Genomic DNA, 22,343 nt, shown 5'->3' on the forward strand with positions numbered 1-22,343 from the left:
CTCTCACTGCTTCGAGCTGGATTCGTCGAAGCCTGTTCCCGCGCTCACCGACTCCCACACCTCGATGTCGGCCGCCTGCGCCTTGGCGACCGCACGGTAGCCAGCGAGGGCGTCTTGGCCTAGCAGGAGGAAGCGCGGTGTGTTCTCCGCTTCGACTGCGGAGATGATCGCTTCAGCGGCCTTCGCGGGATCTCCGGGCTGGTTGCCGTGCGCGGTGTCATGCTCCTTGCGGCGCTTGCCGGCCGTCTCGGCGTAGTCGCCGATCGGCTCGGCCGACTGGGTGAGCGAGCGGCCGGCGAAGTCGGTCCGGAAGCCCCCGGGCTCGACGATCGTGACCGTGATGCCGAGCGGCTCGAGTTCCTTCTGCGCTGATCCGGAGAGACCCTCGAGCGCGGCTTTGCTTGCGGAGTAGTAGCCCGATCCGGGCGCGCAGCCGCGCGCACCGATGGACGAGATGTTGACGATTGCGCCGCTGCGCCGGGCACGCATCCCCGGGAGCACGGCCTTCATCATGGCGACCGGACCGAAGACGTTGGTTGCAAACAGGCGCTGGACATCGTCGTCGTCGCCCTCCTCGAGCGCCGCACGGTAGCCGTAGCCGGCGTTGTTCACGAGGACGTCTACCGTGCCGAACCGCTCCTCCGCGACGCGCACCGCCTCCGTGACCTGAGAGGGATCGGTGACGTCGAGGGCCAGAGCGAGGGCCGTCTCGGGGTAGGCGGTAGTGAAGTCCTTGACCGCATCGACATCGCGGGCGGTGACGACGGCGCGGTGTCCCTTCGCGAGGACCGCGTCCGCGAGGGACCGGCCGAGGCCCGTAGAGCAGCCGGTAATGAGCCAAGTGGTCGAGTTGTGCGAGGCCATGCGTTTCCTTCTTTTGGTTAGGGATGTCACTCGGGGACGTGACTGGAGGATGTCACTTGGGGATGTCACGTCAGGTCGTTTGCCTTCCTCACGCTATTGTCCCCGTGCTCTTTGAGGGAGGGCCTGACAGTACATGGATCGCCCAGTGCATGGGTCGTCGCGGGGACCCGGGTTGTGTCGATGCGGAGGCTTCAAAACGGTGGGGGCTCTGGCGGAGGCTGCGGTTGGAGGGAATCGGGCTGAGGGGGTTCGGGCTGAGGGGGTTCGGGCTGAGGGGAATCGGGCTGAGGGGGTTCGGATTGAGGAGGATCTGATTGAGGCATGCCATGCTCCGCCCGATCGGGTGCGGCTGTCACGATGTGCTCGCGCTGCATCCGCCTTCGCACGATCGGATCGACGACGTGAACTGGCTCAGTCGAGAAGGTGCGGCCGAGGGGTGAACGCCAGTGGAGGATGCCGTCTGGCCGGTGATGGCCTGCGGGGTGGCCTTCGGGGTCATGGCCTTCCCGTTGGTGGCCTTCCCGGTGGTGGCCTTCAGTGTGGTGGTAGGTCCAAGCGCCGATGGATTTGAGGGCGTGATGTTTTCGGCACAGCAGGGCCAGGTTGTCGGGGTCTGTTCCTCCTCCGTCCTGCCATTCAATAGTGTGGTCGGGTTCGCACGCCCTTGGTCTACTGGTGCAGCCGGGGAAGGTGCATCCGCCGTCGCGGTAGGCGAGGTAACGGCGCAGGGCCTTGGGCGGCCGGTAGGCGGTCCTCCCCATGCCAAGCAGTGCCCCGGTGTCCCAGTCGGTATAGATCCGGTCCCAGTTCGGGGCAAGGGAGGCCAGCCGCCGGGCAGTCGCCGAGTCGATCGTCCCGTAACCTTCCAACTCAGCGAACCCCGAATCGGCAGGCGACGCAGCCTCGCCACTGCTCGACAGGGATTCCGACTCAGCTTGGGTCATGTTCGTGGCTGTGCAGCTCTCCGTCGCCCCGTTCTGGGCTGCGTGGTTCTGGCCTGCGTGGTTCCGGACTGCGTGGTTCTGGCCTGCGTGGTTCTGGACAGCGCGATTCGGGGCTGCGTGGTTCGGGGCTGTGTGGTTCTGGACTGCTCTATTTTGTGCCCTGTCGCCCGCCGTCTTGTCGTCCTCGGTGGGGACGACTGTCCGGACGGGGATGGTGAGGGTGACGTGGGGGCGGAACGGGCCGGGGAAAGCGGGGTCGAGACTGCCGAGGAGGCGGTGGACCAGGGCGTCCGCGCGCAGCTGGGACAGGGTCCTCTCCTCCGCGGCCAACCTCAGCGGACCGGCGCCTTCAGCGCCAGAACTGCAGGCCTCTGCGTGATGGTCGGGGAGGGTGCCGTCGTCGATGAGGGCTTCGGTGTCGTTGAGGGCGCTGGTGCCAGTGAGGGGGCCGGCATCGGCGAAGTGACCGGTGTCGGCGAACGCACCCGTCGCAGCCACTCCTGCCCTCGCCAGCACACGGCCAGCGTTGCGGGCGGCGCGGGCATCGGCGTCGAGGCCGTTGTACAGGGCGAGGCCAGCCTCGGCTGGCAGGAATGCGGTGAGGCTGCACATCCCGTCCGGCTCACGGGCGAACCAGACCCCGCGGTCCTGTACCGCTGCCTTCTTCCGCGTTTGGATGCTCTCCGGGTGCTCCCGCTCCCGCAGCCGGCGCAGGGTGGAGCGGAGCTCCGCGGGGGTTCGGCGCCGCCCGGTGCGGGTGGTGGCGCGTTCGAGGGCGTCGTGGGCGAAGGTGGCTGCGTGCTCGGGTGGGAGGGTTCTGGACTGGTCGAGGATGACCTTGGCGTGCTGGAAAGAGAGCCGTCCATCCTGAAGGGCGTCCAAGACGGGGCGTTGGGGCCCCGTGAGGTCGGCGGCGTCGTGCAGGAGCCGGGCGGCCGTGGCCTCGGAGACGGCAGTGGAGGTTGCAGTCTCGGCCACGGCCAGAGCATGGACCTCTGCCCCGCCCAGACGCACGGGCTGGCAGTCCCTTCGTGGGGTGGGCTCGTGCGCGAGTGCCTGTTCGAGGCGGGCCAGGGCGCGCAGCTTGAAGGCGGTGGCCCAGCCGATCACGCGCTCGGCACACTCAGCGACGGCTAGAGCGGCATCGGCGGTCAGCGCCTCGGTCGCCGGCAGACCGACCGAGCCGAAAAGGGGCGAGTCCGGCCTGTCACCGAACACCACCACTGAGTCCCACGCCTCGGCACGCGGCAGCGCAGGAACGGGCAGCGCAGGAACGGGCAGGGCGGTCTCCTGGAATGGGTCCTCCGTCCACTCGCCGGTGGCAGACGCGGTGAAGTTCTCGGACTCGTTCTCCAGCCAATCCTGCGGCCAGTCATCGGGCCAGCCCTGATCGCCAGCGTCGGTCTCAACGCTCATTCTCTTCACCCCCGTCCCGTTCACGGATTCGTTCCCTTGAACTCTGATCCGAGCCTACAAAGGTGCTCCGACAAAATAAGGCGGGCGCCGAGGCCGGGCGACTGCGGGGTCGATCCCGGGCTGGCGCCCTACTGCCACGACGGCCTCGCCACCCGGTGTTTCGGCTGCGTACACCTCGCCAGCCGTTTCAAAGGTCCGCGTGACTTCGACCCTGAACTCGCACAGCAGTACGCGCAGCGCGCGATGCACGAAGCTCGGCAGCGAGCCCACGCGCCTAGACGAGCCACGCGCCTAGAGGAGCGGCGCCACGGCTACGACCTGTGGCCGGCCCGGCCCGGGACCTGGCTCCATGTCGACGAGCGCGAGTTGGGTGAGGCGCAGCCGGACGCTCTCCTCGGCCGCTCCACGCGTCGTCGTCGTGATGTGCGGCCGGAAGCCCTCGCCGGCGTAGTGAGGCGAATCGAAGGAGGCGCCGAGCGGGGCGAGGGCATCGAGGAGGGCGTCGTGCAGGAGGCGGATCGCAGGGGAGTCAACCAGGGCGGCCGGGGTGTCGTGTCGGGGCCCGAAGAGTTCGTTGCCGCCGACGACGACGTCGATCACCGCGTGCGCGGAGGCGACCTCACTCATCCGGGAGGCGAGCATCGGGGTCGTCGCATCGGTCGAGAAGACAGGGGCAACAGTGATGTGCAGCGGCCAATTGCGCACGGCGTACCGCTCGCCCACCTCCATGGGGGCCAGGGGGAGGACGACGGCGAAGCGGTGCACCTCCCGATCCTACGGTCGGAATGTCGGAGGTGGTCGCTAGGCTGAGCAATATGACCACGACACCCCGCATCGCGATCCATGGCGAGCCGCTGCCCTTCCTGATCGACGCCATCGCGGGGGGAGGCGGCGCCGTCGTCGGCCTCAACGAACAGCCGGAGGGGCTGGTCCTCGACCACGGCAACGACAAGCGAGCCCTCCAAGGCATCCTCGACTCGACGCCCTCGATCCGCTGGGTCCAGCTGCCCTCGGCCGGCATCGAGTCCTACGCGCACTCGCTCGCCACGCACCCCGACAAGATCTGGACGAGTGCAAAGGGGGCCTACGCGAAGCCGGTTGCCGAGCATGCGCTCGCCCTCACGCTCGCGCTGTTCCGGCACCTTCCCGAGCGCATCAACGCGCGGAGCTGGGGCAAGTCGGCAGGGACGTCGCTGCACGGCCTCACCGCCCTCGTCATCGGTGCGGGAGGGATCGGGCTCGAGCTTCTGCGGCTCTTCTCTGCGTTCGACATGGAGGTCGACATCGTCCGCCGCACCGAGGCGCCCGTTCCCGGCGCGCGGCGCACGACGACGGCGGACCACCTCGCCGAGCTGCTCCCGGAGGCCGACGTCGTGGTCGTGGCCGCCGCGCTCACGCCCGGGACGTCGAAGCTCATCGGAGAGGCGGAGCTCGCGGCGATGAAGCCCGGCTCGGTGCTCGTCAACATCGCGCGAGGCGGTCTCATCGACACCGACGCGCTCGTGGCCGAGCTCGCCGAGGGGCGCCTCCTCGGGGCGGGACTCGACGTGACAGACCCGGAGCCGCTGCCCGATGGCCACCCCCTGTGGGACGAGCCGCGGGCGATCATCACCCCGCACACTGCCGACACTATCGAGATGATCCGCCCTCTCCTCGGCGAGCGGGTCGAGATCAACGTGCGGCATCTCGCGATGGGACTTCCACTCGAGGGCGTCGTGGACTCGGCGGCGGGGTACTGAGGTGGAGTACACCATCCGCTCGGGCGGTTACACCGCCGTCGTGACTGCACGCGCCGCCGCCCTGCGAAAGCTGACGTACCAAGGCCGCGATCTCGTGGTTCCCTTTCCCGAGGGCGGCCCTATTCCGGACTATCGCGGGGTCGTCGCGGCGCCTTGGCCCAACCGTATCGAGGACGGCCGCTACACCTTCGACGGCGTAGCCTTCCGGGTCGAGGCGAACGAGACGGAGCGGGCGTGCGCCCTGCACGGCCTCGCGTTCCCTCTCGACTGGGACCTCGTCGCCGAGGACGAGCATTCCGTGACGCTCGCCGCTGAAATCGCGGGTGATGGCCGCTACCCCTCGTCCCTTCGGCTTGAGGCGACGTATTCACTGGAGGGCGAGGACGGGCTCGCCTGGGCGGTGCGGGCAGCCAACACGGGCGACGCCGCGGCCCCCTACGGCGTGTGCCCCCACCCTTATCTTGTGGCGGGTGAATCGCCTCTGGACGCATGGGAACTCGAGGTCCCGGCCGAGCGGTTCCTCGAAGTCACTCCTGACCGCCTCCTGCCGTTGGGGGAGCGGAGCGTGGAGGGGCACGAGTTCGACTTCCGGAAGCCGCGCCCCATCGGGGCCACCGAGATCGATCACGCCTTCACCGCAATCGACTTCGAGCCCGACGGGACCGCTCGAGTAGCAGTGCGGGACGTCGAGCGGGGCACCGGCGTCGGGATGGAGTGGGATCGCAGCTGCACGTGGCTCCAGATCCACACCGCGGACAAGAAACCGCCCGCGCCGAATCGCCTCGGCCTCGCGGTCGAGCCCATGACCTGCCCGCCGGATGCCTTCAACTCAGGCACCGACGTCATCCGCCTCGAACCGGGCGCCGAGCACACCGCAAGGTGGAGGATCTATGCCCTCTGACGACTCCCCGCGCAGGCGCATCAACGCGGTGCATACTGGATAGCGATGCCGATGGGGGCTAGCTGGGAGGAACCGAAATGATTGCGGTCTCGGTCGAAGAACATGAGGGTTACTCCGAGATCGTGGTCAAGGGCCGCCTGACCATGACCGGCGTCGGCCATCTCAAGAGCGCAGTCGCGGACGCGATCGCCCAGGGCCACCGTCTCCTCGTCCTCAACATGCGCGAGACGGAGTTCATGGATTCCTCCGGGCTCGGCGCGATCGTCGGCTGTCTCAAAGTCGCCCGCGAGGCCGGAGGCGATCTGCGACTGGGCCAAATCAGCGAAGGGGTTGGCGCCGTCCTGACGAGGACCAGCATGGACAAGGTCCTCGCCCCGAACGGCGCCAATTCCGCCGCGACCTCTACAGAGGAGCCGTAGCCCGCCGCCGCCCTGCTCCTCGGCCGCGTTAGGCCCGGGTCTGATGGGCCGGGATCTGATAGGCCCGGACCTGCTTAGAGCAGACCGCGCTCGGCGTTGCCTGCAGCAATCGGCGTCATGGTGGTGACTGTGGTGGGCTGCGAGATGAACGGGTCGACGGCCTTTCCGAGCGCCTCGACCGCCGAGCCCTTCGAGTGGGCTTCAAGGGCCTCCGCTGAGCTCCACTTTTCGATCATGGTGACCGTGCCGTCCTGAGCGTCATGGATGGCATAGAGGAGGCAGCCGTCCTCCTCGTGCACGGCGGGCATGGTGGCTTGGAGTGCCTCGATCAGCTGATCCTTCTTGCCCTCCGCGGGGTGGAAGATGGCGGTGACGACGACAGGCATGTTGCTCCTTCTCAGGTATGTGCTGGGACTGGTTGGTGAACGTGTGGGTGGTCCGTCGAATCGTGGGGGATCAGTCGAATCGGACAGGGTCCCACGCGAGGATGCGCGGCGACGCGAGCCCCTCGGTGACGAACGGATCGCTCGTGACGAAGCGTTCGGCGTCCTCCCGGGAGGTGAACAGGCCCATCGACCCGTTGACCACCGGATTCTCGAACGTCCCGAGGGCCTTTACACCCCCGCCCGCCGCGTGGAACGCCTCGTAATACGCCTTGTGCCGCGGAAAGACCTGGGGCAGACGCGAGACGTCGGCGCCCGGTCGGATGTCATAGAGGACCACGAACTCCATGAATCGATCCTATAAGCGCGGGATACTGGGAGGCATGCCTCAGAACATCGTGGGTGACGCCGCGACCGTCGTCATCCTCCGCGACGCCTCCGGACCCGCAGGGGAGACCTGGGTCGAAGTCCTGCTGCTCGAGCGTCCGGGGCGCGGCTCGTTCGCGGGCGCGTGGGCGTTTCCGGGCGGGCGTGTTGACCCCGAGGACGCGCTTCCCGAGGACGCGCTTCCCGAGGATGCGCTGCCCGACGACGGCGGCACCTCGCCGCAGCCTGCGCCCATCGCCGCCCGCCGTGCTGCCGTTCGCGAGACGTTCGAGGAGACGGGCCTTGAACTGCAGGAGGAGGCAATCGTTGACCTCTCCTGCTGGGTGCCGCCGCAGGAGGCGAAGAAGCGGCTGCGCACGTGGTTCTTCCTCGCGGCCGACCCGGGGGGCGACGTCGTGCTCAACGTCGGCGAGCACATGGCGTTCGTGTGGATCGCCCCCGCCGTCGCCCTCGCCCGCCACGCAGCGGGGGAGATGACCCTGTTCCCGCCGACCTGGGTGACCCTCCATGGTCTGCTGGGGGCCGAGGCGTCCGCCCTCGCGATCGCGGATGCTGCCTCACGCGAGCCCGAGCTCTTCGAGAGCCTTCAGCTGTACGCCGAGGACGGCCGGATTGAGGCCGTCCTCTGGGCCGGGGACGCCCAATACGGCAATGAGGCCGCTCAGGGGCCGGCGCGCCATCGGCTGCGGATCGGCACGTTGCCATGGGACTACGAGCGTCGCGACTGACCGGGAGGTGGCCCTTGAAGCCTCAGTTTGACTTCGCCGCCTGAGCTTCCACGGCCGCGCAGATCACGGGAGCGAGGCGGCGGACGCCCTCGTGGATCTGCTCTGGCGCGACCCCGCTGAACGCGAGCCTGAGCTTGCTGCTGGGCTCGTCCGACGGCGTGAAGGCGGCTCCCGGGATGAAGACGACGCCGGCGTCGATCGCCTGATAGAGGAGGGGGTATGTGTCGATCCCCTCCGGGAGGGTGACCCACACGAAGAAGCCGCCCTCCGGCGTCGTCCATGTGGCCTCGGCGGGGAAGTACTCGGAGAGCGCCTCGAGCATTGCCGCGCAGCGCTCCGCGTAGTCGCTTCGGGATTCGGCGAGGTAGGAGCGCCAGTCGAAGACGCGGAAGAACTCGGTGACGATGAGCTGCGTGAGCGTCGACGGGCAGAGGACGACGGCCTCCGCGGCGAGGTAGAAGCGGCGGTAGAGGTGCCGCGGAACGAGGGCCCAGCCGAGGCGCACGCCCGGGGAGAAGATCTTGGAGAACGATCCGCAGTAGATGACGTCGTCCGGGTTGTCGGCGCGCAGGGGCGTAAGGGGATGGCCGTCGAAGCGGAGCATGCCGTAGGGGTTGTCCTCGAGGACGAGGATGTTGTGGTCGCGGCAGATGTCGACGACGCGCTGGCGGCGCTCGGCCGCGAGCGTGATGCCCGAGGGATTGTTGAAGCTCGGGATCGTGTAGAGGAGCTTGATGCGCTTGCCCTCGGCCTCGAGCGCGGCGATGCGGCTCTCGAGATGCTCGGGGATGAGGCCGTTCTCGTCCATGAAGATCGGCTCGACCTGGACTTGGTACGCCTCGAAGGTGTTGAGCGCGCCCACATAAGTGGGGTCCTCGACAAGCACCACGTCGCCGGGGTTGCAGAAGACCTTCGCTGCAATGTCCTGGGCGGACTGTGAGCCCGTGGTGACGACGACGTCCTCCGGCGAGGCGCCGAGGATCCCCTCTTCGGCCATGATCCCGCAGATGAGCTCGCGGAGCTCTTCGGTGCCCTTGCCTCCGCCGTAGTGCAGGGCCGTCATCCCGTGCTCGCGAATGACACGGGACGCGGTCTCCGCGACAAGGTCCACGGGCAGTTTGGACAGGCTCGGGGAGCCTCCGGCGAGGGAGATGAGGCCCGGGCGGATGGAGATGTCGAAGACATCGCGGACGGCCGACTGCTTGATGTTGTGCGCGCGCTCCGAGTACAGCGCTTCGTGGCGATGGCTAGCTTCGGCACGCTCGAGCGCTGTCTGGGTTTCGGCGGTCAGTTCCACGGTGGTGTCCTGTGATGTCACCCACATAGGGTAACGCGAGGTTTCCGAATATGCACCCTTTGTTGTTCGCAATCACTTCTCGAGGGGTCTGCTCAACATCCGAAGTGACCTAGATGCGGCGCAGGTCACACTCTCATGCCTACCATTCAGGTATGTCTGCCTACACCGTCACGCGCAGCGCCTTCATCCCCGCCCCGCCCGATCAGGTCTTCCGGCACGTGAACAGCTTCCGCAGATGGACCGCGTGGTCGCCGTGGGAGGACCTCGACCCGCAGATGGAACGCGTCTACACCGGGCCCGAGGAGGGGCCAGGCGCGCAGTACGCGTGGATGGGCAACCGCAAGGCCGGCTCCGGCCGGATGGAGATCGTGGAGTCCGTCGAGCCTAGGAGCATCCGGATCCGGCTCGAGTTCCTCAAGCCGTTCAAGTCCCTCAGCCCGACGGGCTTCACGTTCGAGCCGCAGTCGGGAGGGACGCGCGTGACGTGGTCGCTCGCAGGCGAGGTCCGGGGCGCCGCGAAACTATTTGCCCCGTTCATGAACCTGGACAAGATGGTCGGGAAGGACTTCGAGAAGGGCCTCGCGCGTCTCTCCCAGATCGCGGCACCGCGTTAGCTCGGCGGCCTGCGTCTGCCTGTCTGTGTCGGGCCCACTCGGTCGGGCACTCGCCCGCCTAGGGCCTACTCGTCGTCGGCGCCCTCGGCCGGGTCCTCCGAATGGGCACGGATCTCCGTGGCGTCCAGTTCGTCGTCGCCCTCAGCCGGAGCCTCGGTGTGGATGCGGTCTTCGTCGCCTTCGATGCGTGACATCTCAGCGTCGCCTCGATTCTGTCCTTTTGTCGTTTGTTCCCCCGCATCCAGCCTAGGCGCGTCCCGCGGCGGGGGCCATGGCGAGGAGAGAACCAGTCCCGGTGAGAAGCCGCGCGCATGAAAGAACCGCCGCTGGCACCCGAAGGCGCCAACGGCGGTTTCTCTGCGAAAGGGCTCAGTCGTCCTTGCCCTTGAAGGAGTCCTTCACATGTTCGCCAGCCTGCTTGAGGCCTGCCTTGGCCTGATCGCCGTGGCCTTCGGCCTCGAGGCTGTCGTTTCCGGTTACCTTGCCGGTCGCTTCCTTGGCCTTGCCCTTGAGCTCTTCGGCCTTGTTCTCGATCTTGTCGTCGGCACCCATTGCTGCTCCTTCCGTCGGGAGTTGTCGGTCTGACAGCTTCCGCCTTCGCGGATGTGCCACTCTGTTCCCCAATCCGGGATAGGTCCAAACATGGCGCGGGAAGCGCGTCTGAGTTTGAACAGACTAGTCGGTCTGCCTAGTCTGAAGAGTCGAGCAGCGGCACCCCTCCCTTCCTACGGAGTTATGCCGATATGCCCTCAACCCGAGCCGAGGACGGCCCGGGCCCCGAATGTGCGCCCGACCTGACAGCTGCCGACCGAGCTGAGCTCGTCCTCCGGCACCTCGGCCTTGCCGATTCCCTCGCCCGTCGGCATGCAGTGCGCGGCCATGACCTCGCCGATCTGGTCCAGGTGGCGCGGCTCGGGCTCCTCAGTGCGGCCAGCCGCTATGACGCGGGTGAGGGCGAGTTCGTGAGCTTCGCCGTCCCGACGATTCTCGGTGAGATCCGGCATTACGTGCGGGACTATTCCTGGGTGGTCAGGCCGCCTCGCGGTATTCAGGAGCTTCGCTTGCGGGTCAACGGTGCGCGTGTGGACCTTGAGCAGGCTCTTGGCCGCGAGCCGACGACGGCGGAGATCGCCGAGCATCTTGACCTCACCCTCGCTGAGGTCGCCGAGGCGGTGGTCGCAGACGCGGCGCTCGTGCCGCATCCGCTTGCGGGCGGCGAGGAGGACGACGGCGCCCCCGAGATGGGCGTCCTGGATCCCGGCTTCCGCGAGGCCGAGCTTCGCGTCATGGTCGAGAACATTCTTCAGGACGTCTCTGCCAGGGAACGGCAACTGCTCCACCTTCGGTTCGTCCGGGAGATGAGCCAGAAGGAAATCGCTGGGGAGCTCGGCGTAAGCCAGATGCAAGTCTCCCGGCTGCTCCGGAAGGTCCTGCAGCGCCTCCGGGAACGTCTCGGCAAGGAACCGCGTCTTGACGGGCCGCCGTCGGAAGTCCAGCCTGAGGAGCAGGACAGCTGGTGAGGAGGCCACCGCATGATCATGGAGGAGTCGCCGTCGAGCGGCCCGCTGGGAAATGAGCTCAAGAACGTCCTTGTCACCCACGACGACCTCCAAGAAGTCATGGATGAGCTCGCCGCTTCGACGGCCCGCTGGCTCTCCAAGCACGCACCAGATCTTCAGTGCGGCATCGTCGTGGAGCGGCCGAAGCACAAGACGGTCGTCTCCGGAAGCACGGCCGAGGCGGCGCGCCTGCTGACGTACTGGGTTGAATCGCGCAACGAGGCGCTCTACAGCGCGCTCGCGGACGGGCGGACCGTCGTCGAGCGTGCCGAAAGCGGGCGCATGCCTTGGCCGGGGTTCGTCCGACCGTTGTCGCTCATCGTCATGCCAGTCGATGCGGACCACGCCGGCCGCGGCGCCATGGTGCTCATGGGCCGCCTTTCCCGCGGGCCGAGCAGGCGACTCATCGGCCTCGCAGGCGGTGCGCGCAACCAACTGAACTGGTCGCTCCACCTCGCCGCGAGGTATCAAGAGCAGCGTGAGCTCGCGGCGAATCGGGCGAAGGCAATGGAGAACAGAACGGTGATCGACATCGCCATCGGCATCATCATGGGGCAGAACGGCTGCACCTCGGAGGAGGCCTTCGAGGTTCTGCGCCGCGCCTCGAACGCGAGGAACGAGAAGCTCCAGGACATCGCCCGCGAACTCGCCCGAAAGGTCGGGGGCGGAGACGTGACGACGAAGTTCGAGGCCTAGCGCGGCGAACTCCAGATATGGCGAACTCCAGATATGCCGAACTCCAGATACGCCGAGGCCCGCTACGCGACGCGCAGCGGGCCCGGCGCGGCGAGATCCGGAGATGCCAAATCCGGCGCGGCTAGATCCGGATCAGGCCGAGACGAGACCGTGCCAGTCGGCGGCGAGCGGAAGGCCGTGCGCCTCCGAGACGGAACGGTTCGTCACGCAGCCGCCCGCGACGTTCAGGCCCGCGGCAAGGGCCGCGTTCTTCTCGAACGCCTTCTCGACGCCGAGGTCGGCCAACAGGACCGCGTACCGCAGCGTCACGTTCGTGAGTGCGTACGTCGACGTGTTCGGGACCGCGCCGGGCATGTTCGCGACGCAGTAGAAGATCGAGTGGTGGACCGTGAAAGTCGGGTCCTGGTGCGTCGTCGGGCGGGAGTCCTCGAAGCAGCCGCCCTGATCGATCGCAATGTCGACCAGCACAGAACCCGGCTTCATGCGGGAGACGAGCTCGTTCGAGACGAGCTTGGGGGCCTTCGCGCCCGGGATGAGCACCGAGCCGATCACGAGATCCGCCTCGACGAGCGACTTCTCGATCTCGTACTTGTTCGAGGCGACGGTCTTGATGCGCCCGTTGTACAGGGCGTCGATCTCCTGGAGCCGCGCGATGTTGATGTCGAGGATCGTGACGTCCGCTCCGAGGCCCATCGCGACCACGGCGGCGTTGGTCCCGGCGACGCCGGCCCCGAGCACGACGACCTTCGCCGGGCGCACACCGGGCACACCCCCGAGGAGCACTCCCTTGCCGCCGTTCGGCGCGAGGAGCGACTGTGCCCCGACCTGGACCGAAAGGCGGCCTGCCACTTCGGACATGGGTGCGAGGAGCGGGAGCGCGCGGCCCTCCTGCACCGTCTCGTACGCGATGGCGGTGACGCCCGAGTCGATGAGCGCCCGGGTGAGCGCGGGCTCGGCTGCGAGGTGGAGGTACGTGAACAGGATGAGGCCCTGGCGGAAGTGGTGGTATTCGGAGGCGATCGGCTCCTTGACCTTCATGACCATGTTGGAGCGCGCCCAGACGTCCGCTGCGTCCTCGACGATCTCGGCGCCGGCCACGCGGTACTCGTCGTCGGCGATCCCAGAACCGAGCCCTGCGCCGCCCTCGACGAGGACAGTGTGACCGTGCGACACGAACTCGTGCACGCCAGCGGCCGTGATGGCCACCCGGAACTCGTTGTTCTTGATCTCCTTGGGGACTCCGATGATCACTTTCGTCTCCGTACTTCGGGGCCTTGCGGGGGCCGTGTGAGAGGTTTCTTCCGCGGTGTATCCAGCGTAGGCATGGTGTGAGCTAGGCAACACCGGTCAGGCGATGCCTGGGAAGGCGACTTCCGCGGAATTCCGGGGATCTTGCCGTCGTGCGTTCGACATCTGTTGCAGCTAGGGGCGGCAATTGTCCCCGCGTGTGGGGTGTTCCCCGTATGCTGGAGGGCATGCGTGAAGGGGTCGAGGAACTCGTCGAAAAGGCCGCCACAACACTCGGGAGAGGACTCTCCGTCGAGGACCTCGACGGGCTGCTCGTCGCGTACTCCTCGAACCAAGCCCACGCCGACCCCGTGCGCGTGAACTTCCTGCTCAGCAAGCGCGTGCCCGCTGACGTCAGCGCCTGGCAGCTCTCACACGGGATCGCGACGGCGGTCCGGCCCGTCACAGTGCCGCCGAACCCGGACCTCGGCATGTACGGGAGGGTGTGCGTGCCGCTCCTGGTCCGCGGGTTCCGCGTTGGCTACCTCTGGGTGCAGCAGGAGCCAGACGAGGAAAGTGCGACGGCGATCCTCGCCGCCCTGCCGAGCGTCCGCCTTGAGATCGAGCTCATCGCGGCGCTCCTGCTGGACTCGAACACTGCGGCGTCTGCCCACCGTCGCCAGCGCGAGTCGCGGTTCCTCGCCGCGGCGTCGGGGGAGAAGTCCGCGCAGGCCGAGATCGCGGGCTGGCGCGAAGTCCATGGGCATGCGCCGTGGCAGGTGGTCACGCTGCTTGACCCGGACGGTGCCGACCCCGAGGATCCGCAGGCCGCCGTCGTCGCCACGAGCACCGCCGCCATGCTCGCCACCGCGGGCATCGACCCGGCGCTCTTCACCGCTGGGACCGAGACGCACGCCGTCGTCCTCTTTATGCACTCGACCGGCCGCGCCAACCACGCCGCCGTCCTGACCCACTACGAGCGAGAGCTCGCGAAGCGCTCGGGGAGGCCCGCGGGGCGCGTGCTCGTGGGGATCAGCGAGCCGTTCACGAGCCTGCGCGCGCTTCCCGACGCGTACGTCCAGGCCAAGGTCGCAGCTCAGGCCGCCGCCGTCGACCCTGCGCTCGGCGAGCTCGTCGACGTGCGCTCGGTCGGCGTCTACCAGCTCATGGGCTCGGTCGCATCGGAGCCGTCGAGCGTATTCGCCGATCTGCTTGCCGAGGAGGACCGTGACGGGGAGCTGCTGCCGGTACTCGAGCAGCTGTACGACAGCGACGGCGCCGTCCAGATCGTGGCGGACCGGCTCCACATTCACCGTTCGACCGTCTACCACCGGGTGGCCCGGGTTCGGAAGCTCCTCGGCGCCGACCCCCTCGGCGGCCGCGTCCGCCAGGAGCTGCACCTCGCCCTGAAGGCGCGGCGCTGGGCTGGGCGGCCGCGGATCTAGGACGGCCTGAGCTGCCTAGTCGGTTGCGCCCTTCTGGCCCGCGACCCACGCGAGGACGTCCTCGCGCCGGATGCGCCGGTGAGTCCCTCGATACTCGACCGGCCATACCCCCTGATCCGTGAGCTTGCGGACGTAGCTGTGGCTGATGCCCGCGAGCTCGGCGGCCTGCGCGACGGTCAGTACCTCTTCCGCGCTGCTGACCGTCACCGATTCCCCGCGGGCCAGCCGGGCGAGGAGGTCCAGGACTGCGTCCCGCGCTGCGTCCGGCAGGCGGTAGGCGGTGCCGTCGGCAAAGACCGTGACGTCGCCAGCGCCGAGTGAGCGCGCGAGCGCTGCTGCGTCGGCGGGGTCGAGGGCAGGCGCGGTGCGCGGGGCGAAGCGGCTCATGAACGTCAGCGTAGCCGCCGGTGGGTGGCGGTCGGGTGGCGGGGGCTGGCGACGGTCAGCGGCTGGGGTGGCGGTCGGCGTCTTTGGCTATCGGGTGGCGGTGGCCTGTGGTCGGGGGAGGTGGATGGCGGCGTCTTTGCGGCGGACCCCCTTCCCCGATCCAGTTCCGCCGGTTGGCCGGACTTTCGGGGGTGGCCACCCCCTCCTTTGCGGCCAGCCCCCTTCCCCGATCCAGTTCCGCCGGTTCACCGCTTTGGAGGGGCGAGGTGGTGGACGTCGGTGGGGGCTGGCGGCGGTCAGCGGCGGGGGTGGTGGGTAGTGGTCGGCGTCTTTGCGGCGGACCCCCTTCCCCGTCTCAGTTCCGCCGGTTGGCCGGACTTTCGGGGGTGGCCACCCCCTCCTTTGCGGCCAGCCCCCTTCCCCGATCCAGTTCCGCCGGTTCGCCGCTTTAGAGGGGGCGAGGTCGGAGCGAGTAGGTGTACCCGAGATGGTCGGGGTGGGGGGGGTGGTGTACCCGAGATGGTGGGGGGAGCGAGTATGTGTACCCGAGATGGTCGGGGTAGGGGGTTGGTGTACCCGAGATGGTCAGGGAGGAGAGTTGGTGTACCCGAAACGTCTAGGGGGTGGGGACGTCCTCTCCGCGCTCCACGTCCTCCTCGCGCTCCTCACGCTGCCGCCGCTCCTCACGCTGCCCCTGCTCCCAGCGCTCCCTGCGCTCGTCGCGAAGCGTGCCCGCGTGGGCGGCGATTCGTGCCTGGTGCAGTGGCGAGCGGCGCAGCACGAGCCACGCGACGCAGAGGATCGCGAACCAGATCGGGGTCACGAGGAGCGCGATGAGAGTGTCGGGCTGGGTCGTGAGGGCCCACACGAGGAACGCGAAGAACGCGTAGACGACCCACACCATCACGGGTCCGCCGGGCATCTTGTAGCTCGAGGCCTCGTGCAGTTCGGGGCGGCGCTTCCGGAACACGAGGTAGCTCGCGAGGATCACTGACCACACAAACATGAAGCACACGGCGGAGACAGTGGTCACCATGTCGAAGGCCGTGCCGATGTCCTTGCCCGCGTAGAGGAGCACGACGCCGGAGAGCAGCAGAATGCAGGAAAGGAACAGCGCGTTCTGGGGAACCTTGCGCGAGGAGAGGCGCCCGAACACTGATGGCGCGTCGCCCTCTTGGGCGAGTCCGTACACCATCCGGGACGTCGAGTAGATGCCCGAGTTCGCGCTGGACATCGCCGAGGTCAGGACGACGAGGTTCACGAGGGTCGCGGCGGCGCCGAGGCCTGCGAGGGAGAACATTCCGATGAACGGCGAGTGGCCGGCGTGGAACTCGGTCCACGGGGTGACGGACATGAGGATGATGAGCGCCCCGACGTAGAACAGGCCTACGCGGATGGGAATTGCGTTGATCGCCTTGGGGAGGTTCCTCTCCGGGCTCTTGGTCTCCGCCGCTGCCGTGCCGACGAGTTCGATGCCGACGAACGCGAAGACCGCGATCTGGAAGCCGGCCACGAAACCCATGAACTCCTTCGGGAACAGGCCACCATGCTGCCAGAGGTTCGTGAACGAGGCCGTGCCCGCGGCGGACGTGAAGCCGGAGAAGATCATGATGAGGCCCGTCACGATGAGCGCGAGAATGGCCACGATCTTGATGAGTGCGAACCAGAACTCGACCTCGCCGAAGGCCTTGACGGTGGGCAGGTTGAGGGCGAGGAGGATGAGGATCGTTGCGAGTCCGGGGATCCACAGCGGGATGCCGGGCCACAGGGTGTCCGCGTAGCCGGCGATCGCGACCACGTCGGCAACCCCTGTCACGACCCAGCAGAACCAGTAGGTCCACCCCGTGAAGAAGGCGGCCCAGGGCCCGAGGAGGTCTCCCGCGAAGTCGCTGAAGGTCTTGTAGTTGAGGTTGCTCAGGAGGAGCTCGCCCATGGCCCGCATGACGAAGAACAGCATGAAACCGATGACCATGTAGACGAAGATCACCGAGGGCCCCGCGACGGAGATGGTCTTGCCCGACCCCATAAACAGGCCCGTGCCGATGGCGCCCCCGATCGCCAAGAGTTGGATATGGCGGTTGGAGAGGCCGCGGTTCAGCCCCTCTGAAGCACCTTTTTCAGGTGTGATCTTGCTCATAGTGCGAAGGCCTTCTCGTGATAGCTGGAAATGTGATTCCCGTAACAGGTTTCTATGTACATTACCGCTACCTGTACGGCTCAAAGAGCATGCAACCTGCCGAAGATTCGGCAAGGTACTTGCGAAGAGCCAGCAGGCTTACCCTAGACTGGACGATCTGAAACACAACTCTTGACTCGGAAGGAGGGTGCGCATGTCCCCCGATGTGCACCACCATCACAGCCTGAGCGTCGTCGTCGACCATGCCCATGAGATCGACGCCGCACTGGGCACCGCAATTGAGACGCTTCAGCAGACAGCTGTCGCGAACCCCTGCTGCGGGATCCTCGTGACTCGCGAGGCCGCCGGTCAGTTCACCGTGGCCCACGACATGAGCGTCCCCTTCGGGATGACGCACCAGCGCATCGCCTGAGTCGAGACGACCGACCCCCCAGCGGCCGCCTCACCTGCAGAAGCACGACGGCGCGCGGACCCTTCCAGCGGAAGGGGCCGCGCGCCGTCGTTCTTGTCCGGTCTTCTCATTCCGGTTCCGCTCGCGCGGATGCCGCATCAGCGGGAAGCCGTGAAGAGCAGTCCCTTCGGGTGGATCTCTGCGAGCTGGGGGATCGGGGTGAGCGAACCGTCGGAGAGGTTCACGGAGGCGAGGTAGTCCGCGCCGGTATCAGGGGTCACGGACGTGATCGCCTCGCCGGAACGGAAGTCTCCGTCAACGGCGTACACGGTGTTGTGGTCCGGGTCCGTGATCCACAGCTCGCGGTGCGACTGCGTGGCGAAAGCCGTGTCGTCGACCGGAGAAGTGAGGTTGAGGACCTGGAGCTGCTCCTGCGGCGTGCCGGAGTGCTTGGCGAAGACCAGCTGCTGATCACCCTGGGAGTCGAGCAGGAAGTCGTTGGCAAAGCGGGCGCTCTGCGGCGGGACGACGGTGCTCGAATCCGGGTCCGTGAGGGCTAGCGCGGTGGAGGTTCCGGCTTGGGGGCCGTTGGCGAGGACTGCCTTGGCGTCGTCGGCGAATACGGGGGTCAGGGCCGCAGTCGAACCCGAGAGCGTGACCTCGTAGACGGCGGGCCCCGTGCTGTCTGCCGGGTTGGATGCCGAGACGAAGATCTTGCCTTCGTAGATCGTGACGGCGTCGGTGCCGCCGCCGTGCGTGATACCGGAGTACGAGAAGTCGCTGACGCCGCGGGCGCCCTCCTCGGGGGTGACCGTGTGGAAGGACGAGTTGCCATCCTCGTTCGTGGTGACGAGCAGGCGGTGGCCCGCCGCATCAGCCCCCATCCCGTCGATGCGTCCCGGGATGCTCCAGGTTCCTCCCGGCTTGCCATCGAGGGAGTACTGCTGGATCGTGCTCGCGGTGGCCCCGCTCGTCGAGGCCTCGCCCATCGGGCCCACGCCGTTCTGGTACGCGACGTAGATGCTGTCGCCGAGGCGTGTGATGTCGTCCGGGACGGATTCACCCGACTGAGCCGGAAAGGCCTTGACGGTGAAGGCCGATGCCGGTTGAGCGGGGGCCGGGGCAGCGAAGGCTGGAGTCGCTGTCAAGGCAAGCGCCGCGCTCGCGGTGAAGGCGGCAGCAGGCAAGAGGGTTCTGCGGGAGATGTTCATGTGGTCCTCCGTGATTGGTCGCAATCCGTCCCCCACCCAAGGGAAGAGTTCGCCCAATCCCTTGCCGGAGGATGGCGCAAGGGTGAACCTGCGGTGGACTCCACGTGGGAGCAAGCTGGGAAAGCGATCGCGAAGGCCGCGGCCTAGGCGGTGGCGGGCTCCTTGAACGCCGCCTTCGGGTCCTGGAGTTTCGCATTGGGGAGGGCCAGCGTGATGAGGAACGCCACGACCATGAGGCCTGCTGCCGTAAGCATTACGACGTCCACCGACTGCGAGAAGCCGTCCTTGATCGGATGGGTGAGCACTGAGTTCGCCTTGGAGAGCCAGCTCGTGTCGTTGAGGTTGTCAGCGCCGAGGCCGCCACCCGAGGTGCCGCCCTTCAAGAGGTCGAAGAGCGGCTTGTTGGCTGGGTCCGCCAAGACTGCGGGGTCGTGAAGCGTCTTGAGGAAGTCGGGCTGCGTCACAGCCGTCTTCATTGCCGAGGTCACTTTGTCCGCGGCGAGGCTGAACAGCATCGAGATGAAGACGGCGGTGCCGAGCGCACCGCCCATCGATCGGAAGAAGGCCGCGGTCGAGGTGCCGACCCCCATGTCCTTGAGCGGAACCGAGGTCTGCATGGCGAGCACGAGGGGCTGCATGCAGCACCCGAGACCCATGCCGAAGAAAACGGCGATGGCAGCGGGCACCCACAGGGGCGAGTCGGCCGTGAGGGCGAACCCCATCGTGGTCGAGGAGCCGGCCAGTAGGAGCGTTCCGAGGACTGGCCAGATTTTGAACTTGGAGGTCCGCGAAATAGTCCGCCCAGCTGTGATGGACGCGGTCATGATGCCGACGGTGAACGTGATCATGAGCAGGCCGGCCTCGGTCGGGGTCAGCCCCTGCACGAGCTGGAGGTACAGCGGGAGCATGGCAATCGCGCCGAACATCCCGATGCCGATGATGAAGTTCAAGAGTGCCGAGAGGCTGAACTGCGGGTTCTTGAACAGGCGCAGCGGGATAAGGGCATGGTCCCCGGCGCGCTTCTCGAACAGCACGAAGGCGGCGAGGCCGATTGCGCCCACGATGTAGCACGCGAAGGAATTCACGGAAGTCCAGCCCCAGCCGCGTCCCTGCTCGGCCACGAGGAGCAGGGGCACGAGGCCGATCGTGATCGCCGCAGCGCCCAGATAGTCGATGCGCTGGCGCGCGTGCCGGGTGGGCAGATGTAGGAAGAGGAAGACGGTGATGAGGGCCGCGACGCCGACGGGGATGTTGACGTAGAACACCCAGCGCCACCCGGTGATCCAGAGGATCTGGTTGGCCCCCGCGAACGCGCCGCCGACGACGGGGCCAAGCACCGAGGAAACGCCGAACACCGACATGAAGTAGCCCTGGAACTTCGCGCGCTCCTCGAGCGGGACGATGTCGCCGATGATGGCGAGCGCGAGGGCCATAAGGCCGCCGGCGCCGAGGCCTTGGATGCCGCGCGCGACGGCGAGTTCGTTCATCGAGTGAACCGAACCGGAGAAGATCGATCCGCCGAGGAAGATCGCGATGGCGGCGATATAGAGGGGGCGACGGCCGAAGATGTCCGACAGCTTGCCGTAGAGCGGTGTGCTGACCGTCGAGGTGATGAGGTAGGCAGTGGTCGCCCACGCTTGGAGGCTCAGGCCGTCCAGATTGTTGGCGATGGTGTAGATGGACGTCGCGACGATTGTCTGGTCGAGCGAGGCGAGGAACATGCCCAGCATGAGCCCGACCATGACGCCGGTGATCTGGCGGCGGCTGAGTGCTCCTGGGGCGGCGGCGGACGATGCGGCGTGGGACACGGAGTGCTCCCGAAGAGGAGAAGGGAATCAGCAGGAGGAGAGAGGGAAAGGAAGCGCAGGAACATCGTTGCGAACCGTAACCATCGTGCGGCTGATTCTCTTCCCGAATTTCCGGAAAATTAGTTCGAGGTGGCTTTTCCGGGCCGCACGAAGAGGGTTTCCGCCTGCTCGAGCGACATGCCGTTCGTCTCCGGAACCTTCGCGAGCACGAAGAAGAACGAGAGTGCGGCGAACAGGGCGTACATCCCGTAGGTGATCGGGAGCGACCACGCGGCCATGGGCGGGAACGAGACCGTGATGAGGAAGTTCGCGATCCACTGTGCGGCGGCCGCGATGCCGAGACCGCGCGCGCGGATCGACGGCGGGAAGATCTCGCCGAGCAGAACCCACACGAGCGGGCCCCACGAGGCGCCGAAGCACACCACGAACACGTTGGCGGCTACCAGTGCGATGGGACCCCAAGCTCCTGAGAGGGCAGGCTCGCCATTGACGAGGCTGGCTGTGGAGAACGCGAGGGCCATGGTCCCGAGCGAGACGGCCATGCCGATGGACCCGACGAGGAGGATCGGACGGCGGCCCACGCGATCCACGAGCGCGATCGCGATGAGCGTGACGAGGATGTTCGTGATCGAGGTGACCACTGAGATGGTGAGCGAATCCTCCTCGCGGAAGCCGACCGACTTCCACAACGTGGTCGAGTAGTAGAAGATCACGTTGATCCCGACGAACTGCTGGAACACCGAAAGCGCAATCCCGACCCACAGGACCGGCTTGAGTCCGAAGGCGTGGCCCCGGAGGGCGCCTCGACGTTCGGAGAGCTGATCCTCCTCGATGGCCTGCCGGATGTCGCGGATCTCGCGCTCGATGTCGTCGTCGGGGGCGATCGACCGGAAGACATTGCGGGCGCCCTCGTCATTGCCGCGGAGCACGAGGAAGCGCGGCGACTCCGGGAGGACGAAGGCGATCCAGCCGTAGACGACGGCGGGCACCGCGCCTGCGATGAACATCCACCGCCACGCGTCGACGCCGAACCACAGCGTGTGCGTAGCGCCGCCCGCCCCGTTGGCGAGAAGGGCGTCGCTCAGGAGTGCGGCGAAGATGCCGGTCGTGATGGCGAGCTGTTGGAGGGAAGCGAGGCGGCCACGCATCTGCCGCGGCGAGATCTCCGAGATGTACGCCGGCGCGATGACCGACGCGAGGCCGATGCCGAGGCCTCCGACGAGCCGCCAGGCGATGAGGTCCCACAGCCCCACAGAGAAGCCGGTGCCAATGGCGCTTGCGAGGAAGAGGAGCGCCCCGAGCTTCATCGCGGGGATTCGCCCGAAGCGGTCGCCGACGGCGCCGGCGAGCCAGGAGCCGACGGCGCAGCCCAGCAGTGCGACAGCCACGGCAAAGCCAGTGACGGCGTGGGAGAGCGAGAAGCTCCCCTGAATGGCGTCGACGGCGCCGTTGACGACCGAAGAATCGAAGCCGAAGAGGAATCCGCCGACAGCTCCCGCAACAGCCAAACCGACGACTTTCCCGTGAGAGGCCTTCGGCGCCGACGAGACGACGGCGTGTTCTTGAGGTTCCTGCACCACAGTGGGCCCTGCCTTCGCATGTTCACCTTGCACCTGCCTGGACGAACAGGTGTGCGCGCTGGACCCACCAGCGGGCGCGCAGAGCGCCGTGCCAGTCTGCCACTCCTCGTATCCGGGCACCACCACGGGGAACAGAAGTGTCCTTTCTGTGACAGAGTCCGTCATCGGCGAGGTCTATGCCCGCCCCCTCACGCCCGTCCGGTCCCGCCG

Annotated in this window: 23 protein-coding genes; 9 read left to right on the plus strand and 14 right to left on the minus strand. The window is 67.3% G+C overall.

What is annotated here, in order from left to right:
• Positions 1–3: 3 nt before the first annotated feature.
• The 3 genes from L0M17_RS01845 to L0M17_RS01855 form a co-directional block, all read right to left on the minus strand.
• A complete protein-coding gene (locus L0M17_RS01845) occupies positions 4–864 on the minus strand; it encodes an oxidoreductase (protein ID WP_241050693.1) in 861 nt (286 codons plus the stop codon).
• A 191-nt stretch (positions 865–1,055) separates the two neighbouring features.
• Positions 1,056–3,224: an HNH endonuclease gene (locus tag L0M17_RS01850; RefSeq protein WP_241050695.1), complete on the minus strand. Its 2,169-nt coding sequence runs from the start codon at positions 3,222–3,224 to the stop codon at positions 1,056–1,058.
• Positions 3,225–3,515: 291 nt separating this feature from the next.
• Entirely contained in the window at positions 3,516–3,989 is a 474-nt protein-coding gene (locus tag L0M17_RS01855; RefSeq protein WP_241050697.1) for a 2'-5' RNA ligase family protein, read from the minus strand.
• Positions 3,990–4,039: 50 nt separating this feature from the next.
• Here L0M17_RS01855 and L0M17_RS01860 point away from each other — a divergent pair, with 50 nt between their 5' ends.
• From L0M17_RS01860 to L0M17_RS01870, 3 genes are all read left to right on the plus strand, one after another.
• The gene (locus L0M17_RS01860; RefSeq protein ID WP_241050699.1) at positions 4,040–4,963 is read left to right on the plus strand and encodes a D-isomer specific 2-hydroxyacid dehydrogenase family protein; all 924 of its coding nucleotides are present in this window, start codon (positions 4,040–4,042) and stop codon (positions 4,961–4,963) included.
• A 1-nt stretch (position 4,964) separates the two neighbouring features.
• Positions 4,965–5,864 carry an aldose 1-epimerase family protein gene (locus tag L0M17_RS01865; protein ID WP_241050701.1) on the plus strand — a complete coding sequence of 300 codons (900 nt, stop codon included), beginning with the start codon at positions 4,965–4,967 and terminating at the stop codon, positions 5,862–5,864.
• A gap of 77 nt (positions 5,865–5,941) precedes the next feature.
• Positions 5,942–6,283, plus strand: a complete 342-nt coding sequence (locus tag L0M17_RS01870; RefSeq protein ID WP_241050702.1) for an STAS domain-containing protein — start codon at positions 5,942–5,944, stop codon at positions 6,281–6,283.
• A gap of 74 nt (positions 6,284–6,357) precedes the next feature.
• Here the strand turns inward: L0M17_RS01870 and L0M17_RS01875 are convergent, their stop codons facing one another.
• Both L0M17_RS01875 and L0M17_RS01880 read right to left on the minus strand, forming a co-directional pair.
• Positions 6,358–6,669 (minus strand): putative quinol monooxygenase, encoded by a 312-nt coding sequence (locus L0M17_RS01875; protein ID WP_241050704.1) that lies wholly within the window; start codon positions 6,667–6,669, stop codon positions 6,358–6,360.
• A gap of 70 nt (positions 6,670–6,739) precedes the next feature.
• Positions 6,740–7,015, minus strand: coding sequence for a YciI family protein (locus tag L0M17_RS01880; protein ID WP_241050706.1), 276 nt, complete (start codon positions 7,013–7,015; stop codon positions 6,740–6,742).
• 34 nt (positions 7,016–7,049) lie between these two features.
• On the opposite strand from L0M17_RS01880, the gene L0M17_RS01885 reads away from it, so the two are divergent.
• Positions 7,050–7,781, plus strand: coding sequence for an NUDIX hydrolase (locus L0M17_RS01885; protein ID WP_241050708.1), 732 nt, complete (start codon positions 7,050–7,052; stop codon positions 7,779–7,781).
• Between the two features lie 22 nt (positions 7,782–7,803).
• On the opposite strand, the gene L0M17_RS01890 is transcribed toward L0M17_RS01885, so the two are convergent.
• Entirely contained in the window at positions 7,804–9,099 is a 1,296-nt protein-coding gene (locus L0M17_RS01890; protein ID WP_372497978.1) for an aminotransferase-like domain-containing protein, read from the minus strand.
• 131 nt (positions 9,100–9,230) lie between these two features.
• On the opposite strand from L0M17_RS01890, the gene L0M17_RS01895 reads away from it, so the two are divergent.
• Complete coding sequence (locus tag L0M17_RS01895; RefSeq protein ID WP_241050712.1) at positions 9,231–9,692, plus strand: SRPBCC family protein; 462 nt, start codon at positions 9,231–9,233, stop codon at positions 9,690–9,692.
• 65 nt (positions 9,693–9,757) lie between these two features.
• Here L0M17_RS01895 and L0M17_RS22115 read toward each other — a convergent pair whose 3' ends face one another.
• Both L0M17_RS22115 and L0M17_RS01900 read right to left on the minus strand, forming a co-directional pair.
• Positions 9,758–9,886 (minus strand): hypothetical protein, encoded by a 129-nt coding sequence (locus L0M17_RS22115; protein ID WP_255731702.1) that lies wholly within the window; start codon positions 9,884–9,886, stop codon positions 9,758–9,760.
• Between the two features lie 175 nt (positions 9,887–10,061).
• On the minus strand, positions 10,062–10,244 hold the full coding sequence (locus L0M17_RS01900; protein ID WP_043125983.1) for a CsbD family protein: 183 nt from the start codon (positions 10,242–10,244) through the stop codon (positions 10,062–10,064).
• Between the two features lie 191 nt (positions 10,245–10,435).
• Between L0M17_RS01900 and L0M17_RS01905 the strand changes: the two genes are divergently transcribed.
• Positions 10,436–11,212, plus strand: a complete 777-nt coding sequence (locus L0M17_RS01905) for a sigma-70 family RNA polymerase sigma factor (protein WP_241050714.1) — start codon at positions 10,436–10,438, stop codon at positions 11,210–11,212.
• Positions 11,213–11,224: 12 nt separating this feature from the next.
• Complete coding sequence (locus L0M17_RS01910) at positions 11,225–11,947, plus strand: ANTAR domain-containing protein (protein WP_241050716.1); 723 nt, start codon at positions 11,225–11,227, stop codon at positions 11,945–11,947.
• Positions 11,948–12,079: 132 nt separating this feature from the next.
• Here the strand turns inward: L0M17_RS01910 and ald are convergent, their stop codons facing one another.
• Positions 12,080–13,198 (minus strand): alanine dehydrogenase, encoded by a 1,119-nt coding sequence (gene ald, locus L0M17_RS01915; protein WP_241050718.1) that lies wholly within the window; start codon positions 13,196–13,198, stop codon positions 12,080–12,082.
• 224 nt (positions 13,199–13,422) lie between these two features.
• Between ald and L0M17_RS01920 the strand changes: the two genes are divergently transcribed.
• Entirely contained in the window at positions 13,423–14,619 is a 1,197-nt protein-coding gene (locus L0M17_RS01920; protein ID WP_241050720.1) for a PucR family transcriptional regulator, read from the plus strand.
• Positions 14,620–14,634: 15 nt separating this feature from the next.
• Here the strand turns inward: L0M17_RS01920 and L0M17_RS01925 are convergent, their stop codons facing one another.
• Entirely contained in the window at positions 14,635–15,006 is a 372-nt protein-coding gene (locus tag L0M17_RS01925; protein ID WP_241050722.1) for a helix-turn-helix domain-containing protein, read from the minus strand.
• Positions 15,007–15,622: 616 nt separating this feature from the next.
• Positions 15,623–17,143: an amino acid permease gene (locus L0M17_RS01930; RefSeq protein WP_241050724.1), complete on the minus strand. Its 1,521-nt coding sequence runs from the start codon at positions 17,141–17,143 to the stop codon at positions 15,623–15,625.
• 193 nt (positions 17,144–17,336) lie between these two features.
• Here L0M17_RS01930 and L0M17_RS01935 point away from each other — a divergent pair, with 193 nt between their 5' ends.
• Entirely contained in the window at positions 17,337–17,555 is a 219-nt protein-coding gene (locus L0M17_RS01935) for a hypothetical protein (RefSeq protein WP_241050726.1), read from the plus strand.
• A gap of 137 nt (positions 17,556–17,692) precedes the next feature.
• Here L0M17_RS01935 and L0M17_RS01940 read toward each other — a convergent pair whose 3' ends face one another.
• The 3 genes from L0M17_RS01940 to L0M17_RS01950 form a co-directional block, all read right to left on the minus strand.
• Positions 17,693–18,745, minus strand: coding sequence for a hypothetical protein (locus tag L0M17_RS01940; protein WP_241050728.1), 1,053 nt, complete (start codon positions 18,743–18,745; stop codon positions 17,693–17,695).
• A 143-nt stretch (positions 18,746–18,888) separates the two neighbouring features.
• Positions 18,889–20,553, minus strand: coding sequence for an MDR family MFS transporter (locus L0M17_RS01945; RefSeq protein WP_372497979.1), 1,665 nt, complete (start codon positions 20,551–20,553; stop codon positions 18,889–18,891).
• Between the two features lie 119 nt (positions 20,554–20,672).
• Entirely contained in the window at positions 20,673–22,133 is a 1,461-nt protein-coding gene (locus tag L0M17_RS01950) for a sugar porter family MFS transporter (RefSeq protein WP_308196789.1), read from the minus strand.
• Between the last annotated feature and the right edge of the window lie 210 nt (positions 22,134–22,343).

Origin of the sequence: Sinomonas terrae (genome assembly GCF_022539255.1) — a bacterium.
In the GTDB taxonomy this organism is placed as follows: domain Bacteria; phylum Actinomycetota; class Actinomycetes; order Actinomycetales; family Micrococcaceae; genus Sinomonas; species Sinomonas terrae.